This window comes from Stenotrophomonas sp., assembly GCF_050737075.1.
Taxonomy (GTDB): Bacteria; Pseudomonadota; Gammaproteobacteria; order Xanthomonadales; family Xanthomonadaceae; genus Stenotrophomonas.
On record NZ_JBOHXV010000113.1, the window covers coordinates 1 to 14,264 of the forward strand.

Here is a 14,264-nt window from a genome sequence, read left to right on the forward strand (position 1 = left end):
GCCCATGGCGGGCAACCACGGAACCCGGAATACTGCGCAATCAGAACCGCGCGGTAGCGCCCACGAAGAAGGTGCGTGCACCACCGTCGTAGGTGTTGCCTTCATCGATGGTGGACACATCGCCCGCGTTGAGCACGCCCGCACGCAGCGTCAGGTGTTCATTGACGTCATACCCGGTGACCAGGTCCCACGTTGTGTAGGCCTTCGCAAACGTCGAACTGGTGCTCGACACCAGCTGTTCGCCGATGTGCTGGGCGCTCAGGTTCAACGACCACGCATCGCTCACCTGCCACTCCAGCGACGTGTTGGCGGTGATCTTCGGCACCACCAACAGGTTCGCACCCGTGGTGCGGTTCTTCGACTCCAGCATGCGGGTGGCGTTGGTGGTCCAGCTCAGGCGGGCATGCAGCGGAATCGTGACGCTGGCCTCCACGCCGCGCGTGCGGGCCTTCTGGATGTTCTGCGCCACCGTCCACCAGAAGCCGTTGACGAAGCTGGAGTCGTAGCCGGGAATGTCGCGCAGTGGCACCTGTTCGATCTTGTCGTCGAAGTTGGTGAGGAAGTAGGTCGCCGAGGCCGACCACTCGCCCCGATCGAAGCCGACGCCCAGCTCGTAGTTGGTGCTGGTCTCCGGTTCCAGGTTCGGGTTGCCGGCCATGTAGCAGCCGGTGGTGCCATCGGCACTGACCGACCGGCTGGTCCAGCCCTCCACGGTCAGGCTGCGGCAGCCGTTGCCGCCCGACTGCGTTGCCGCACCGGCGCTGCCCTGTTTCAGGTTCGGCGCGCGGAAGCCCTGCGACACGCCGCCCCGAACGGTCCAGGCATCGGCCGGGTGCCACACGCCGTAGATGCGCGGGCTCAGGTTGTCGTCGTAGTTTTCCGTGTTGTCCCAGCGCAGACCCGCGGTCAGGCTGAAGCGCTCGTGCAACGCGATGTGGTCTTCGGCGAACAGGGCCCACGAGGCGGCCTCGTTGGTGGGGCTGATCCGGCCGCTGCCGCTCCAGGTCACCGGCACGGTGCCGATGGTGTCGCCGTTGCGCAGCTGCTCGCGCTTCCACTGCCCACCGACATTCAAGCGGTGTTCGACGCCCAGGTGGAAGCCGGTGGCGAACGCGGTGTCGAACACGGTTTCCTTGGAGTGGTTGCCTACCTGGCTGTCCTTGTCTTCGTAATCGTTCTGGGTCAGCGTGGTTTTGGAGGTGCTGGCGTCGCCGTAGCGCCCGTCATGGGTCACCACATAACCGGTATGCACCAGCTTGGACAGGCCCCAGGCGCCGACGTCGCCGCCACCACTGTTGCGCTGCACCCCATGCGTGGCCTCGAAGCCCACGGTGTGGTCGTCCGTAACCGCCCAGTTCAGCAGCGCATTCGCGTTTTCGGCCTTGTTGCCGGGCGTCTGGCCGCGACCACGGTCCGACTCGCGGTCGGTGACGTTGGCGCCCACGCGCAGGCCCAGGGTGTCGGTCAAGGGGCCGCTGAACAGTGCGCCCATCTGCGTGGTGTTGCCGCGTGTGTCGGAATCGGGCTTGCTGTAGTTGAAGGTCACCGAGCCGCCCCATTCCGGCGCGATCTTGCGGGTGATGATGTTGATCACGCCGCCCATCGCATCGGAGCCATACAGCGACGACATCGGGCCGCGCACCACCTCGATACGCTCGATCATGTCCGGCGAGAGCCAGTTCAGATCCTGCGGGCCCAAGTCGTCGCGATAGTTCACGCCCGACGAATTGCCCTGGCGGCGGCCGTCGATGAGGATCAGCGTGTACTGCTCGGGCAGGCCGCGCAGGCGAATCTTGGACTGCGCACCGGACAGCGCATAACCACCGGTCACGCCCGGTACGGTGCTGAGCAGCTGGCCGATGCTGGAGACCGGTTTGCGCTCGATGTCTTCGCGGGTGATCACGCTGATGCTGGCGGGGGCGTCGCGGATCCACTGCTGGGCGCCAGTGGCGGTGACCACCACGGTGTTCATGTCTTTGGTATCCGCAGCGGCGTCACCGGCGGCGTGGGCCTGGGCGGAGAGGGTCAGTGCGATGGCGCCGGCCAGAACGGCAGCAGCGTGGACGGAACGGGGGGAGAAAACGTGCATCGAGCAAACTCCTGAGTAAGAGGGTCCGCTGGCGATGGCTGGGACGTCCATGTGGCGTGTTTCAAACAACGTTCACAATGGTATCACGACGCATTCGCGTTTGACACATTGCGACATATGGCCGCGTCCGCGTGCCGCATCAGCAGGCACACACGCTGCAACACGCCGCCAAACGTGCGCCTGCCCGCACTCGTAAAAAGAAGGCTCCGCATTCCTGCAACCGGCAGGGGTGCTCGAACCCAAGGAGTGCTTCCATGACCATGAACACCACGCAGGCAAGCGAGTTCGCGACGACTGCGCTCGCAAAGATATCGAAGCTGTTCTACGCCGGTGCCACGCCCACCACCTGCGACATGCTGATGGTGGGCAAGGTGATCTCCGAAAAGGGCGCGGTGCCGAACGGCAACCTGACGCCGGTCGACGATGGCATGGGGCTGGTTGTCAGCGAAGGCCTGCTGGCCTTGAAGGACAACATCACCATCAAGTTCGCGATCGGTCATGAGCTGGGTCACGGCACCAGCCTGCATATCCTGGGCGAAGTCGGGCTGGCCGGCATCAGCGGCCAGGCCACCGAGGTGATCGCCGACCTGAGCGCCGCCTACATCCTGGTCGAGCTCGGCCACACCTGGACCGAGGTGCTCGCCTCGATCGGCAACTGGCGCACCACGGGCATCTTCGACCCGCACGTCAGCGGCCACCATCCGCCGGGCGACGAACGCGTGGCCCATGTAAAGAAGCTCAAGGACCTGATCGAGCAGAAGGTGGCGTTCAAGACGGCGGCCTTCCAGATCTGCAATCCGTTGCCGCGTACCTGAGGCAACCCGGTCCGGCTGCGCCTGCGTGACGGCAGGCGCAGCGTTCGCGCCTCACCAGTCGGTGGGCGCGTAGTCCTTCAGGAACTGGCCCCACACGTGTTCGCCGGTGTTCACGCCGTGGATGATCGGGTCGACGATGCGCGCGGCGCCATCGACGATGTCCAGTGGCGGGTGGAAGCGCTCTTCCTCCACCTTGCGTGCGGCGATCTCGGCCGGATCTTCATCGGTCACCCAGCCGGTATCCACGCTGTTCATGTGGATGCCGTCGTTCTGGTAATCGGCGGCCGAGGTGCGCGTCATCATGTTCAACGCGGCCTTGGCCATGTTGGTGTGCGGGTGGCGGGTGGTCTTGAAGTTGCGGTAGAACTGCCCCTCCATTGCCGACACGTTGACGATGTGCTTGTCGCGCTCGGGCGTGCGCAGCATCAGCGGTTTCAGGCGCGCATTGATGATGAAAGGCGCGATGGCATTGACCAGCTGGGTCTCCAGCAGCTCCACCGACGGCACTTCAGCCATCAGCAGGCGCCACGAATTGCGCCCGCGCAGGTCCACCTGCTGCAGGTCCTGGTCCAGCCGGCCTTCGGGGAACAGATGTTGCTGGCCCAGCAGCTCATCGGCCAGCAGCGGCACCTGTGAAAGTTCGGCAGCGCGGGTCAGGCCGTCGGCACCGGCGGCGCTGCGGTCCTGCAGCGTCGGCAGCGCGTCGTCCGAACCCAGGCCCAGCATTTCCGGACTGCGCAGGCCTTCGTACTGGCCCACCAGCTTGCGGATCGTCTCGGGCAGGTCGTGCAGCGCCGCGGTCTCGCCGGCCATCATGTGCGCGTAGAACTGCGGCGGGCGGCGCACCGTCTGGCAGGCGTTGTTGATGATGAAATCCAAGCGCGTGCGCGTGGCCAACAGCTCATTGCAGAACGCTTCCACGCTGGGCGTGTGGCGCAGGTCCAGGCCGTACACCTGCAGGCGGTGGCCCCATTCGGCGAAGTCGGGCTCTTCGGCATAGCGTGCCGCCGAATCGCGCGGGAAGCGCGTGGTCACGATCAACTGTGCGCCCGCACGCAGCAGCTTCAGGCCCGCTTGGTAGCCGATCTTGACGCGGCCGCCGGTCAGCAGTGCCACGCGGCCGCGCAGGTCCGCGGTCTCGGTGCGCTTGAAGAAGTTGAGCTCGGCACAGGCCGGGCACATCTGGTCGTAGAAGTGGTGCAGCTGGGTGAACTTCTGCTTGCACACATAGCAATGGCGCAACTCGGGTGAGTGCACCGGCTCGGGCGCGGCCTGGGCGTTCTCGCCGTTGTGCGCGTCATGCAGGCCCGCGGCGTGCGGCGGGAAATAGTTCGGCGTGCTGAACACCGGCTTGCGGCGCAGGGCACGGATGCCGGTCTGTTCCAGCAGCGCCTCGGCCTTGCGCACCTTTTCCTGGTGGCGAACCTTGGCCTGCTGCTTGAGCATCGCCCGCCGCGCCTTCGGCTCGGGGTGGTAGACCTTGGCCACGACCTGGTGGAAGCGCACGCGATCATCTTCCGGCAGCGTGTCGAGTACGGCACGGTCGGCTTCGATCGCCTCCAGCAGGTCCAGCGCGGCGCGCAGGCGGTCGGTCAGGGGCAGGTCGTCCTGGGGCAGGGCGTCGGCGGGAGAAGAGGCGATGGCGTTCACGTTGGATCCGGAGGTAACGGCAGCTGCAGCGGGCCGCTATTCTCCCTGATCTGGCGCGTGGATGCTGGCGGGGCCTGAACAGCGGCGCTTTTTGGGGGTGTTCTGGCAGGCCCGACGGCGTTTTGAGGGCTGTGTCACACTCCCGCGTCAGAGGCGGGGCTCCCGAGGGGTTGGGAGCGCGACGGCCCGCCGTACGATCCACATCTATGGAACAGCAACTGCCGGCCAGCGCGGGCGGTGCCTTATTGGGGAAAGGGAATGAATCGCACTTACCGGTTGGTATGGAACAAGGCCCTGCGCGTGCTGCAGGTCGCTTGCGAGCATGCATCCGCCCACGGAGGTGCCGCCACCGGGGCCAGCGATTCACCCCCGCGCCTCAACCTGCTCTGGTTGGCGTTGCTTGCTTCAGGCGGTTTCGCCGCTGCCGGTCCGGTAGTGGCGCAGACCTGTGTGCCCAGCGCCAGCAGCGGGTGCAGCGCACCCGGCGGCGGTGTTCCGGTCTTTGCCACCGGTGACGCGGCCGGCAGCGGTGGCGCCGGCAATGGCATGGGCGGCGCGGCCCTGCACTACGACGTTACGCTGGCACCGGCCAATCAGGCGGCAGGCGGCCAATCGCTCAACGGCGCGGGCGGCGCGGGCGCCAGCGGCGTACAGACCAGCACCGGCGTGACCGTGCTCGGCGGCGCCGGCGGCGCGGCCGGTGATTTTTTCGCGGGAACGCTCGGCCAGGGGGTGAGGGGCGGCGATGGCACCAGCCACGGTGACAGTCCCAGCGGCGGCGGCGGCGGCGGTGCCGGCGAGTATGCAACCTATCCCGGCCTGAGCTTGGCCAGCGGCACGAACCTGCTTGGCGGTGCAGGCGGCAACGGCGGCTCCATGCTGGCGGGTGATGGATTTGGCGCGGGCGGCGGCGGCGGCGGCGGTGCCGGCATCATCAGCGTCGTGTCGAACTTCACTCTGGGCCTGATCCAGGCTGACATCTCCATCACCGGCGGTGCAGGCGGCCGCGGGGGCGACAATACGCAGCCGGGCGCGGCGTTCAGTGGCGGTGGGGGTGGCGGTGGTGATGGCGTGCTGCTGTTCGGCGCGGCACCGTACGTCAGCAACGCAGGCACCATCACCGGCGGCGCAGGCGGTGCCGCCGGCAGCGCAAGCAGCCCGGTTGGAACCGCGGGTGACGGTGCTTCGGGTGCCGGCATCCGCGCCTTGAACACGGGTCTGACCCTCAACAACACCGGCACCGTCCGTGGCGGCGCATTGACCGGCAATGGCGCGGCCGGCGCCGGTGTCATCACCCAGGGCGGCGCGACGATCAACAACAGCGGCACCCTGGCAGGCGGCGCCAGCGGGGCCGGCTACGCCTCGGCGGTGGTGTTCAACGGCACGGGCAGTACGCTGAACCTGATGCCCGGCTCGGTCATCCACGGCCTGGTGGAATTGAACGCCAACGCCACGGCGACCCTTGCGAGCAGCACGACGGCCACGCTGGACGGGGTGACGCTCAACGGTGGAACCGCCGCAGTGCGTCTGGACACGGGCAGCGTCGGCAACAGTCTCACCGTCAACGGCCTGCTGTCGGGCACCGGCAACGCCAGCAGCAGCGGCACAGGCAACCTGGTGCTGCGCGATGTCAACCTCGTCGGTGCGCTGGCGCTCGATCACATCGGCGGCACTGTCATCGGGGGCAACGTCACCACCACCGGTGCGCAGTCCTACACGGGCATGCTCGCGTTGAACGCCTCGCGGGTATTCAACAGCGACGCGACGATCGACTTTGTGGGTGGCTTCTCCGGCATGGGCAACATCAGCGTCACTGCCGGCGGCAACATCACGGCCACTGGCGGGGTGATTCTCAGCGGCTCGGGCGCCTTCCTGGCCACGGGCAAGGACATCTCGCTGAGCAATGCCGGCAACCAGCTGTTCGGCCAGATGAACGCGGCCGGCCGCAACATCACGTTCGTGGCGGCCAGTGCCCTGCTGGTTTCAGGAATCGATTCGACCGGCAATACGGTGTTGGCCAGCCCAAATATCCTGCTGTACGGGGACGTGCAGACGCAGGGCACGCTGACGTTCAACGGCGGCAGCGTCACCCAGGTCGCGGGCGGGGTCACGGCCAGTACCGTGGCAGGTACGCTCAGCGGCGACCTGTCGCTGAGCGGCGCAGGCAACGTCATCAGTACGCTGGGCACGCTGGCGGCGCGGGACGTCACCCTGGGAGGCGTCACCCCACTGACCATCAGCGGCAACGTCAACGTGCGGTCCATCAATCTTTCCCCGGTCGCGCCGACCACGCTGACCGGCACGCTGCAGTCGACCGGCAATGTCGTGCTGCCGTCAGGCGGTGAGCTGCGGGTGGGGACGGGCGCAACGTCTGGCGAATTGAACGGCAACATCGCCAACAACGGCACGCTGATCTTCAACCGCTCCAATGACAGCGCGTATGCGTACGCGCTGTCCGGCAGCGGTGCGGTGCGCAAGCAGGGCGCCGGCACCTTGTCCTTCGATGGCAGCTCCGCAGGCTTTACGGGTGCGACCACCGTGGAGGCGGGTCGCCTTGTGGTGGGCAGCAGTGCCGGCAGCAGTGCCACCCTCGGTGGCGCGGGCCTCACGGTGAACGCGGGGGCCACACTGGGCGGCCACGGCACGCTCGATACGAATGTCGTGGTGCAGAGCGGCGCCCGTCTCGCGCCCGGCAACAGCATCGGCACCTTGACCGTCACGGGCGATCTGCAGCTTGAGCAGGGCGCCATTCTCGATTTCGAGCTGGGCGCTCCCAACGCCGCTACGCCGTTCGCCGCCATCGGCCAGGGCGACAGCGTCGTGGTCGGCGGCAACCTGAGCATCAACGACGCGGTGCTCAACGTCAGTGACGGCGGCGGGTTCGGTGCAGGTCTGTATCGTCTGTTCACCTGGGGCAATACCCTGATCCTGACCAATGGCGGCTTCGCCAGCATTCCGCAGGGCAATATCCTGCAGATACTGGGCGCCAGCCGGCAGATCAACCTGATCGTGCCGGGCAATACCCCGCTGTAGTTCTGGAACGCCAACGGCCAGGCATCGGCCAACAGCGCGGGCGGTGGCAGTGGCGTGTGGAGCAACACCGCGCCGGTGTGGACCGACGCGCAGGGCACGCTCACCGCGAGCATGTCGCCGAACCCCGGCAATGCCATTTTCGCGGGTGACGCGGGCACCGTGACGGTCAGCAACAGCAGCGGCGCGGTGTCCACCCAGAGCCTGCAGTTCGCCAGCGACGGCTATGTGCTGAGCGGCGATGCTCTTACCTTGGTAGCTGACGCTCAGGGTGCCACCCCGGTCATTCGAGTGGGTGATGGCAGCGCACTGGGGGCCGGCTACACCACCACCATCAACAACGTACTCACCGGCACCGCCGGCCTGCAGAAGACCGACCTCGGCACGCTGGTGCTGACCGCCGCCAACACCTGGACCGGCACCACCCGCGTCGCCGGCGGCGCGCTGTCGGTCGCCAGCGAAAGTGCGCTGGGCGATGCCAGCGCCGCGCTGCTGCTGGACGGCGGCGTGCTGCAGGTCACCGGTACCGCGTTGGACCAGTTGCAGCGAAACGTGACGCTGGGCGCCGCCGGTGGCGGATTCGATATCGCCGATGCCGATCACACGTTCGTGCTCGACCACGCGCTGAGCGGCAGTGGCGCGCTGCTCAAGCGCGGTGATGGCACGCTGCTGCTGCAGGGTGCGCAACAGTACTCCGGCGGCACGGTAGTGGACGCGGGCACGCTGCAGGGCGACACGGAAAGCCTGCAGGGCAGCATCGTCAACAACGCAGCGCTGGTGGTGGAGCAGGACGGCAATGGCACGCTGGCCGCCGATGTCTCCGGCACTGGCGCGCTCACCAAGCGCGGCACCGGCACGGTGCAGTTGGCCGGTACCAATACGTACACCGGCGGCACCTTCATCGAGGCCGGCACGCTGCAGGGCAGTGCCAGTGCACTGCGCGGTCCGATCCAGAACGACGGCACGCTGGTGCTCGACCGCAACGAAGACAGCGTACTGGCCGACGCGTTCACCGGTAGCGGGCGCCTGCTCAAGACCGGCACCGGCACCTTGGTGGTGCAGCAGGCCCAGGGTTACGCCGGCAGCACGCAGGTGGAGCAGGGCACCCTGGTGGTGGGCGATGCCAGCACCGCCAACGCGACGCTGGGTGGCAGTGTCAGCATCGGGCAGGGTGCGCGTCTGCAGGGGGTTGGCCGGGTGGGCAACCTCGACCTGCAGGGCACGCTGGCCCCGGGCAATTCCATCGGCACGCTGCACGTCAGCGGCAACGCCGTGCTGCAGGCGTCGGCACGTTACGAAGTGGAGGTAGACGCAGACGGTCGCCACGACCAGCTGGCGGTGGACGGCACGACCACCATCCTGGGCGGGTCGGTGGTCAGCCTTGCTGATGGCGCGGCGTGGAATCCCCTCACGCGCTACACGCTCATCACCTCGCAAGGCGGGGTGACCGGCAGGTTCAACACGGTAAGCAACAACCTGGCCTTCCTGACGCCCACGCTGGAGTACGCCCCCACCTCCGTGACGCTTGCACTGGCCCGCAACCAGGTGGCGTTCCCGGCGGTAGGTACGACCTACAACCAGCGCAGCACGGCCACCGCGTTGGAAAGCCTGGGCAGCGGCGCGCTGTACGACCGCGTGGTGGTGATGGACGAAGGCAGTGCACGCCAGGCGTTCGATGCCTATTCCGGCGAGGTGCATGCCAGCACGCAGGTAACACTTCTGGACGATGCCGCCCGGGTCCGCCGCAGCCTGGCCAACCGGTTGGTGGATGCAGATGCCGGCGATGTCAGCGCAGGCGGGCCCGCCAGTGGTTGGGCCACGGCGTGGGGCCACCGAGGCCGCAACGACGCCGACGGCAACGCGGCACTCGGCCGCCAGCAAGGCACCGGCTGGATGGCCGGCGCGGATCTCGGTTTCGAGAACGATGCCGTGCTCGGCGTAGCCGTTGGTCAGGCACGCAGCACGCTGGAGGTCGACGCGCGCAGCGCGGACGCCCGCACCAACAGCAAGTACGCCAGCCTCTATGGCGGCGTCGGGTTTGGCGCCTGGGCGCTGCGTGGCGGCCTGACCGGCGGGCGAACCGACAGCCGCGTCCAGCGCTGGGCAGCCGACCAAAAGCTGCATTCCACCGACGATGCACGGCTGTGGCAGGGCTTCGTGGATGTCGCCCACGGCGGCACCGTGGGACGCCTGCACCTGGAGCCGTACCTGAACTACGCACATGTGCGGCTGGAACAGGACGGCTTCCAGGAATGGGGCGGCGACGCCGCGCTGGTCGGCGATGCGCAGACGCGCACGCTGGACATCGGTACGGCCGGCCTGCGCACGCAGTGGCACCTGGAGTCGCGCTTCAGCACAGCAGTAGTGCTGAATCTGGGCTACCAGCGCGCATGGGGCGACACCATCAGCGAACTTTCCCAGCAGTTCGCCGCCGGCGGCGCGGCGTTCCTCGTCAATGGTCTTCCGGTGGAAGAGAAGGCCGGTGTGGCCGAGCTGGGCTTCACCACGCAATTGACGCCGCAGGTGGAGTTCAGGGCGGACTACCAGGGTCGCTTCGGCTCAAGCGTCCGGGACCAGGGCGCGCAGCTGACGGTCAGGGCGCAGTTCTAATCGTGCAAATGTGAGACGGGGCGGAATCCGCCCCGTCTGAATCACGCCTTCAGTCGCTGGAACCGCGAGGCACCGGGGTCAGCGCCGGCTTCTGCCAGGTGCGGTCCACGACCGCCTTGGCCGGGCTGTAATTACGCAGCACCAGATAGAACGGGCCGGCCGGAGCAGGCAGCCAGTTGGCCTCTTTGTCCGTTCCGGGCGAGGCGTGCTGGATGTGCAGCGTCAGGCCGCCATCGGGGTCGCGCTTGAGCTTGGGCAGCATGGCCGAATTGATCAGGTAGCGATTCAGCGGATTGTCGACCAGCAGTTTGTTCTTGCCGTCGTACAGCGTGACCGACCAGAACGCATTGGTGGGCGGCAACTGATCCTTGGCGAAGCGCAGCACATAATCGTGTTGGCTGGCATCGGCCGGCGCGCCCTGTGCATCGACGAAGTAGCTCTGGTAGTCGGCCTCGGAGGCGGAATTGCCGAAGATGCCCAGCTTGGCCCCGGCGAAACGATACAGGTAGTTGTTCTTCAACGCCGCGCGGGTGCCGAACAAATCGGCACTGGCAACCTTGGCGGTATTGACTTCGGTGGCGACGAATTGCTCCAGCGCCTGGTTGGCATCGGCGATTCCGCCGGCCAGCGCGTCGCGGTCGGCGGGCGGCAGCGACGCCTCGTCGAACGGCTTGCCGGGCGCTATCCCGCTGGCGGCGAACCGCTGGCGCAGTTCGGTTTCGCTGGGGTCCGCCGGCGCGAACTGCAGCAGGAAGTTCAAGTAGGAGAAGAAGCCGGGCCCATTGGCCTTCTCGGCGTCATACGGCGGGAATGAGACCGCCGGCGCCGGTGGTGGCGCCGCGGTGCCAAGGAACGCGCTGAGCGGCTGCACCTTGTACTGCGCCTGCAGGCGTTTGACGTTGGCCAGATCGGCGGGGGAGAACAGCTGTGTACGGAACAGCGCGTAGGCGAGCTGGGTTTCGGCGCGGAACACCTCGCGCACGCCCTTGGGCGTTTCCCCCTTCCAGTCCGGGCCGGCGATCATGAAGGCGCCGGCCTTGCCCTCGGTCACCGAACGGTTGATGTAGGCGAAATTGTAGGTGTACAGATCGATCAGCTGTACCGAGAAGTAGCGCTTGGCGTCGATGGCGGGAACGCTGATCACCACCGGTTCGGCGCGCAGGTCCATCCACAGGAAGGAATAGGGCGTGTCCGAATTGGGGGTGATGATCGAGGTGTCCTTGGGCGTTGCCACCGATCCGACGCTGCCGATTTCGTTGAAGCCGGCGTGGAAGTTCGCGCCGCCGCGATCCACCGCCTGCTGGTACATCGATTTGTACCCCTCCACGATCGGGAAGCCCCAGATGTAGGCATCCTTGGCCGTCGCGCGCAGTTCGCGGGTATGCGCGGCATCGGCAGGCGCGGGCGCCGCCGCCTGCGGTGCGGTGGTCGCAGCCGGTGTCGGGGCCGCCGCGTCGGAATCACGCTTGCCGCATGCCACCAACGCGCACAGGCCAAGCAGCACTGCGCCGAGGCGGACGATCGGAGACGTAGCCATGGGGGCACGTTGGCGAGGGAGGGGGTGCGAATGAGCATGATGGGGCGCTCATCCACGTTCCACCGCAATTCGTGCAGGCCGCCTGGGTAAAACTACTTAGTGGCCTAGATCCGGGCAAGGCTGGCAATGGCAAGGACAACGGTGGCGGCGGTCACCACCGTGAAGTACAGCCACCCCAGTGCGGTGAACTTCAAGGTGGTAACCAGCCACGATTGGCCATACACCCGCCGCTGCATGATGAGCAGGTAGCACGGCATCCACAGCACCAACAGCGTGATCAGAACGCCGATGATGATTCCGGCCCCGGGCACGGCGGTCATCTGCCCGCCCAGCATCGACAGCAGCAGGATGCCCAGCAGGGCGACACACAGGAAGGCATGGCTGTACAGCGCCACCACCAGGTGCTCCAGATACAACCGCCCACTGCCCAGGTAGAACACCTTCAGCAGCACCGCGAACAACGGCACCAGCACGAACAGCGCCGACGGCACCGCGCCGAAGAACGCATTGACCAGCAGCTGCGGCCGTTCGCTGATGCGCGGCAGGTTGAGGCGGATGGTCTCGGCCTGTCCGGTCAGCCAGCGGTTGGCGAAGCCGGGCAGGAAGCTGATGTCTACAGGATCGGACCCGTCGCCAGGCGTTACCTGGACCGGTTTGGCGGCAGCCTTCGTTGCGGCAGGCGCTGACGCGGCGGGCGGATGCTCCTTCAGCTCCCGCTGCCGCCGGGCCGCCTGCTTCTCGACCTTGGCGATGGCCACATCGATCGGCGAGCGCAGGGATTCAGGCATCGTGTTGCGTGACTGCTGCAGCGGTGCCAGCAGGGCGCGACGGACATGCTCCACCTCGTCGCTCGTGGTGGCATCACGGAACGCGCCCGGCACTTCCGGCGGCGTACGGGTCTGGTTGATGAAGGTGCCGGCATCAACGTGCACCGCCAGCCGCGCGACGAAGAAGGTGAGCACGCTCAGGATCACGAACAGCCGGATCGGCGGGATGTACCGCGTCCGGTGACCGGCCAGATAGGCGGCGGCCAGCCGGCCGGGCAGCAGCAACTGCTGCAGGGTGCGGAAGATGCGCCCATCCAGGTGCCAGAACGATTCGAATACCTCCTCCACCGCATGGCCGAAGCTGCGGACCGGGCTGTGCGCCGACTGCCCGCAGTGGTGGCAGAAGTCGCCCTGCAGCGGCGTCGCGCAGTTCTCGCAGGCAGTCGGGTGCGGTAGAGCGGAAGACATGGGTGGTCTGGCCAGGGTGCGGAAGGCCCCTACGATAAGGGCGCCCCCCGCGCCTTGCCAGTGCCTGTCCCACGGGCCTTTGCGCCCCCTTGGTGATGGATCGGCGTCACCACATCGGGCTGCCAATCGAGCATGTCGGCGGTTGCGATTCAGCTGACTGCGTGATGAACGCCACGCTTTACGAAAGATTTCTCCAATTCTTTTCAGGTCCGTCTGACATCAAACAATTGCATGTTCAAGGACTATGCGGCCGTGATTTCCATTTCGTGAGATAGCTCGCATATGAACAAGATTTATCGGGTAGTCCGCAATGCGTCGACTGGCAATTGGGTCGTTGTTTCCGAGTTGACCCATGGTCGCGGCAAAGGCAAAGGCGGTCGTGCCAGCAAGCCGGCACTGCTTGCCCTGGCCATGGCCATGGCCTCGCCTGCAATGGCGACCAGCGTCGATTGAGCAGTGACGGTACCCGGTAGCGAGTCTTCGCCGTGGACGCTGGGTGATCGTCTCAATGTTGGCGATATAGGCATCGGCTCGCTGAACGTCACCGCCGGTGGCACGGTCAGCAACCTGGTCGGCTCGATCGGTGACAAGGCAGGCGCGCAGGGCACCGTCACCGTTGATGCGGCAGGTGGCGCGGCAAGCTGGAGCAACAATGGCACCCTGTATGTCGGCAACAACGGTTCGGGTGATCTGCAGATCGCCAATGGCGGCGTAGTCACCAGCACCGCAGGCCAGGTCGGCATGGTCGCCGGCTCCGAAGGCAACGTGGAAGTGGACGGCGCCGGCTCCAGCTGGACCATCGCCAGCACCGCGGCGACGCCCGTTCCGGGCAACCTGAACATCGGTAACGCCGGCAGTGGCGAACTGAGCATCACCAACGGCGCAACCGTCAGCAACGGCGCGGGCAATCTTGGCGTTGCCGCCGGCTCTACCGGCAAGGCGACCGTGGGCACCAACGGCGTCTGGAACAACACGGGCGCGCTTACGGTCGGCAGCCTCGGCAGCGGCGAACTGACTATTCTGAGCGGTGGTGCGGTCAACAATGCGGCCGGCTCCATTGCCAATGGCGCCGGTTCCACCGGCACCGTCACCGTCAGCGGTGCCGGATCGACCTGGACCAACCGCGGCCTGGTGCGTGTTGGCGGCGCCGCCAACAGCAACGGCACGCTTGTCATCAATGATGGCGCCGCTGTCACCAGCACCACGGGCAGCCTTGGCGCCGGTACGGGCGCAACGGGCAACGCGACGATCAGCGGCACCGGTTCCAGCTGGAAGACCACCAGTGGCACCTTCAATGC

At 66.8% G+C, this 14,264-nt stretch carries 8 protein-coding genes and 1 pseudogene; 5 read left to right on the plus strand and 4 right to left on the minus strand.

The features are described 5' to 3' along the window. Nucleotides 1-40: 40 nt before the first annotated feature. On the minus strand, nucleotides 41-2,089 hold the full coding sequence (locus ACREPD_RS19480; RefSeq protein ID WP_431600838.1) for a TonB-dependent receptor domain-containing protein: 2,049 nt from the start codon (nucleotides 2,087-2,089) through the stop codon (nucleotides 41-43). A gap of 254 nt (nucleotides 2,090-2,343) precedes the next feature. Here ACREPD_RS19480 and ACREPD_RS19485 point away from each other — a divergent pair, with 254 nt between their 5' ends. Further along, complete coding sequence (locus ACREPD_RS19485) at nucleotides 2,344-2,904, plus strand: hypothetical protein (RefSeq protein ID WP_431600839.1); 561 nt, start codon at nucleotides 2,344-2,346, stop codon at nucleotides 2,902-2,904. Between the two features lie 51 nt (nucleotides 2,905-2,955). Here ACREPD_RS19485 and ACREPD_RS19490 read toward each other — a convergent pair whose 3' ends face one another. Further along, nucleotides 2,956-4,521 carry an SDR family NAD(P)-dependent oxidoreductase gene (locus ACREPD_RS19490; protein WP_431600845.1) on the minus strand — a complete coding sequence of 522 codons (1,566 nt, stop codon included), beginning with the start codon at nucleotides 4,519-4,521 and terminating at the stop codon, nucleotides 2,956-2,958. Nucleotides 4,522-4,812: 291 nt separating this feature from the next. Here ACREPD_RS19490 and ACREPD_RS19495 point away from each other — a divergent pair, with 291 nt between their 5' ends. Next, nucleotides 4,813-7,587 carry an ESPR-type extended signal peptide-containing protein gene (locus ACREPD_RS19495; RefSeq protein WP_431600840.1) on the plus strand — a complete coding sequence of 925 codons (2,775 nt, stop codon included), beginning with the start codon at nucleotides 4,813-4,815 and terminating at the stop codon, nucleotides 7,585-7,587. Between the two features lie 54 nt (nucleotides 7,588-7,641). Then, entirely contained in the window at nucleotides 7,642-10,194 is a 2,553-nt protein-coding gene (locus ACREPD_RS19500) for an autotransporter outer membrane beta-barrel domain-containing protein (RefSeq protein WP_431600841.1), read from the plus strand. A 49-nt stretch (nucleotides 10,195-10,243) separates the two neighbouring features. Here ACREPD_RS19500 and ACREPD_RS19505 read toward each other — a convergent pair whose 3' ends face one another. Together ACREPD_RS19505 and ACREPD_RS19510 are read right to left on the minus strand one after the other, a co-directional pair. Further along, complete coding sequence (locus tag ACREPD_RS19505; protein ID WP_431600842.1) at nucleotides 10,244-11,731, minus strand: DUF1254 domain-containing protein; 1,488 nt, start codon at nucleotides 11,729-11,731, stop codon at nucleotides 10,244-10,246. A 104-nt stretch (nucleotides 11,732-11,835) separates the two neighbouring features. After that, the gene (locus tag ACREPD_RS19510) at nucleotides 11,836-12,966 is read right to left on the minus strand and encodes a DUF3667 domain-containing protein (RefSeq protein WP_431600843.1); all 1,131 of its coding nucleotides are present in this window, start codon (nucleotides 12,964-12,966) and stop codon (nucleotides 11,836-11,838) included. A gap of 282 nt (nucleotides 12,967-13,248) precedes the next feature. On the opposite strand from ACREPD_RS19510, the gene ACREPD_RS19515 reads away from it, so the two are divergent. Both ACREPD_RS19515 and ACREPD_RS19520 read left to right on the plus strand, forming a co-directional pair. Next, nucleotides 13,249-13,419, plus strand: a complete 171-nt coding sequence (locus tag ACREPD_RS19515; RefSeq protein WP_431600844.1) for an ESPR domain-containing protein — start codon at nucleotides 13,249-13,251, stop codon at nucleotides 13,417-13,419. Between the two features lie 3 nt (nucleotides 13,420-13,422). Beyond that, nucleotides 13,423-14,264, plus strand: a pseudogene (locus ACREPD_RS19520) (hypothetical protein); the annotation flags it as partial.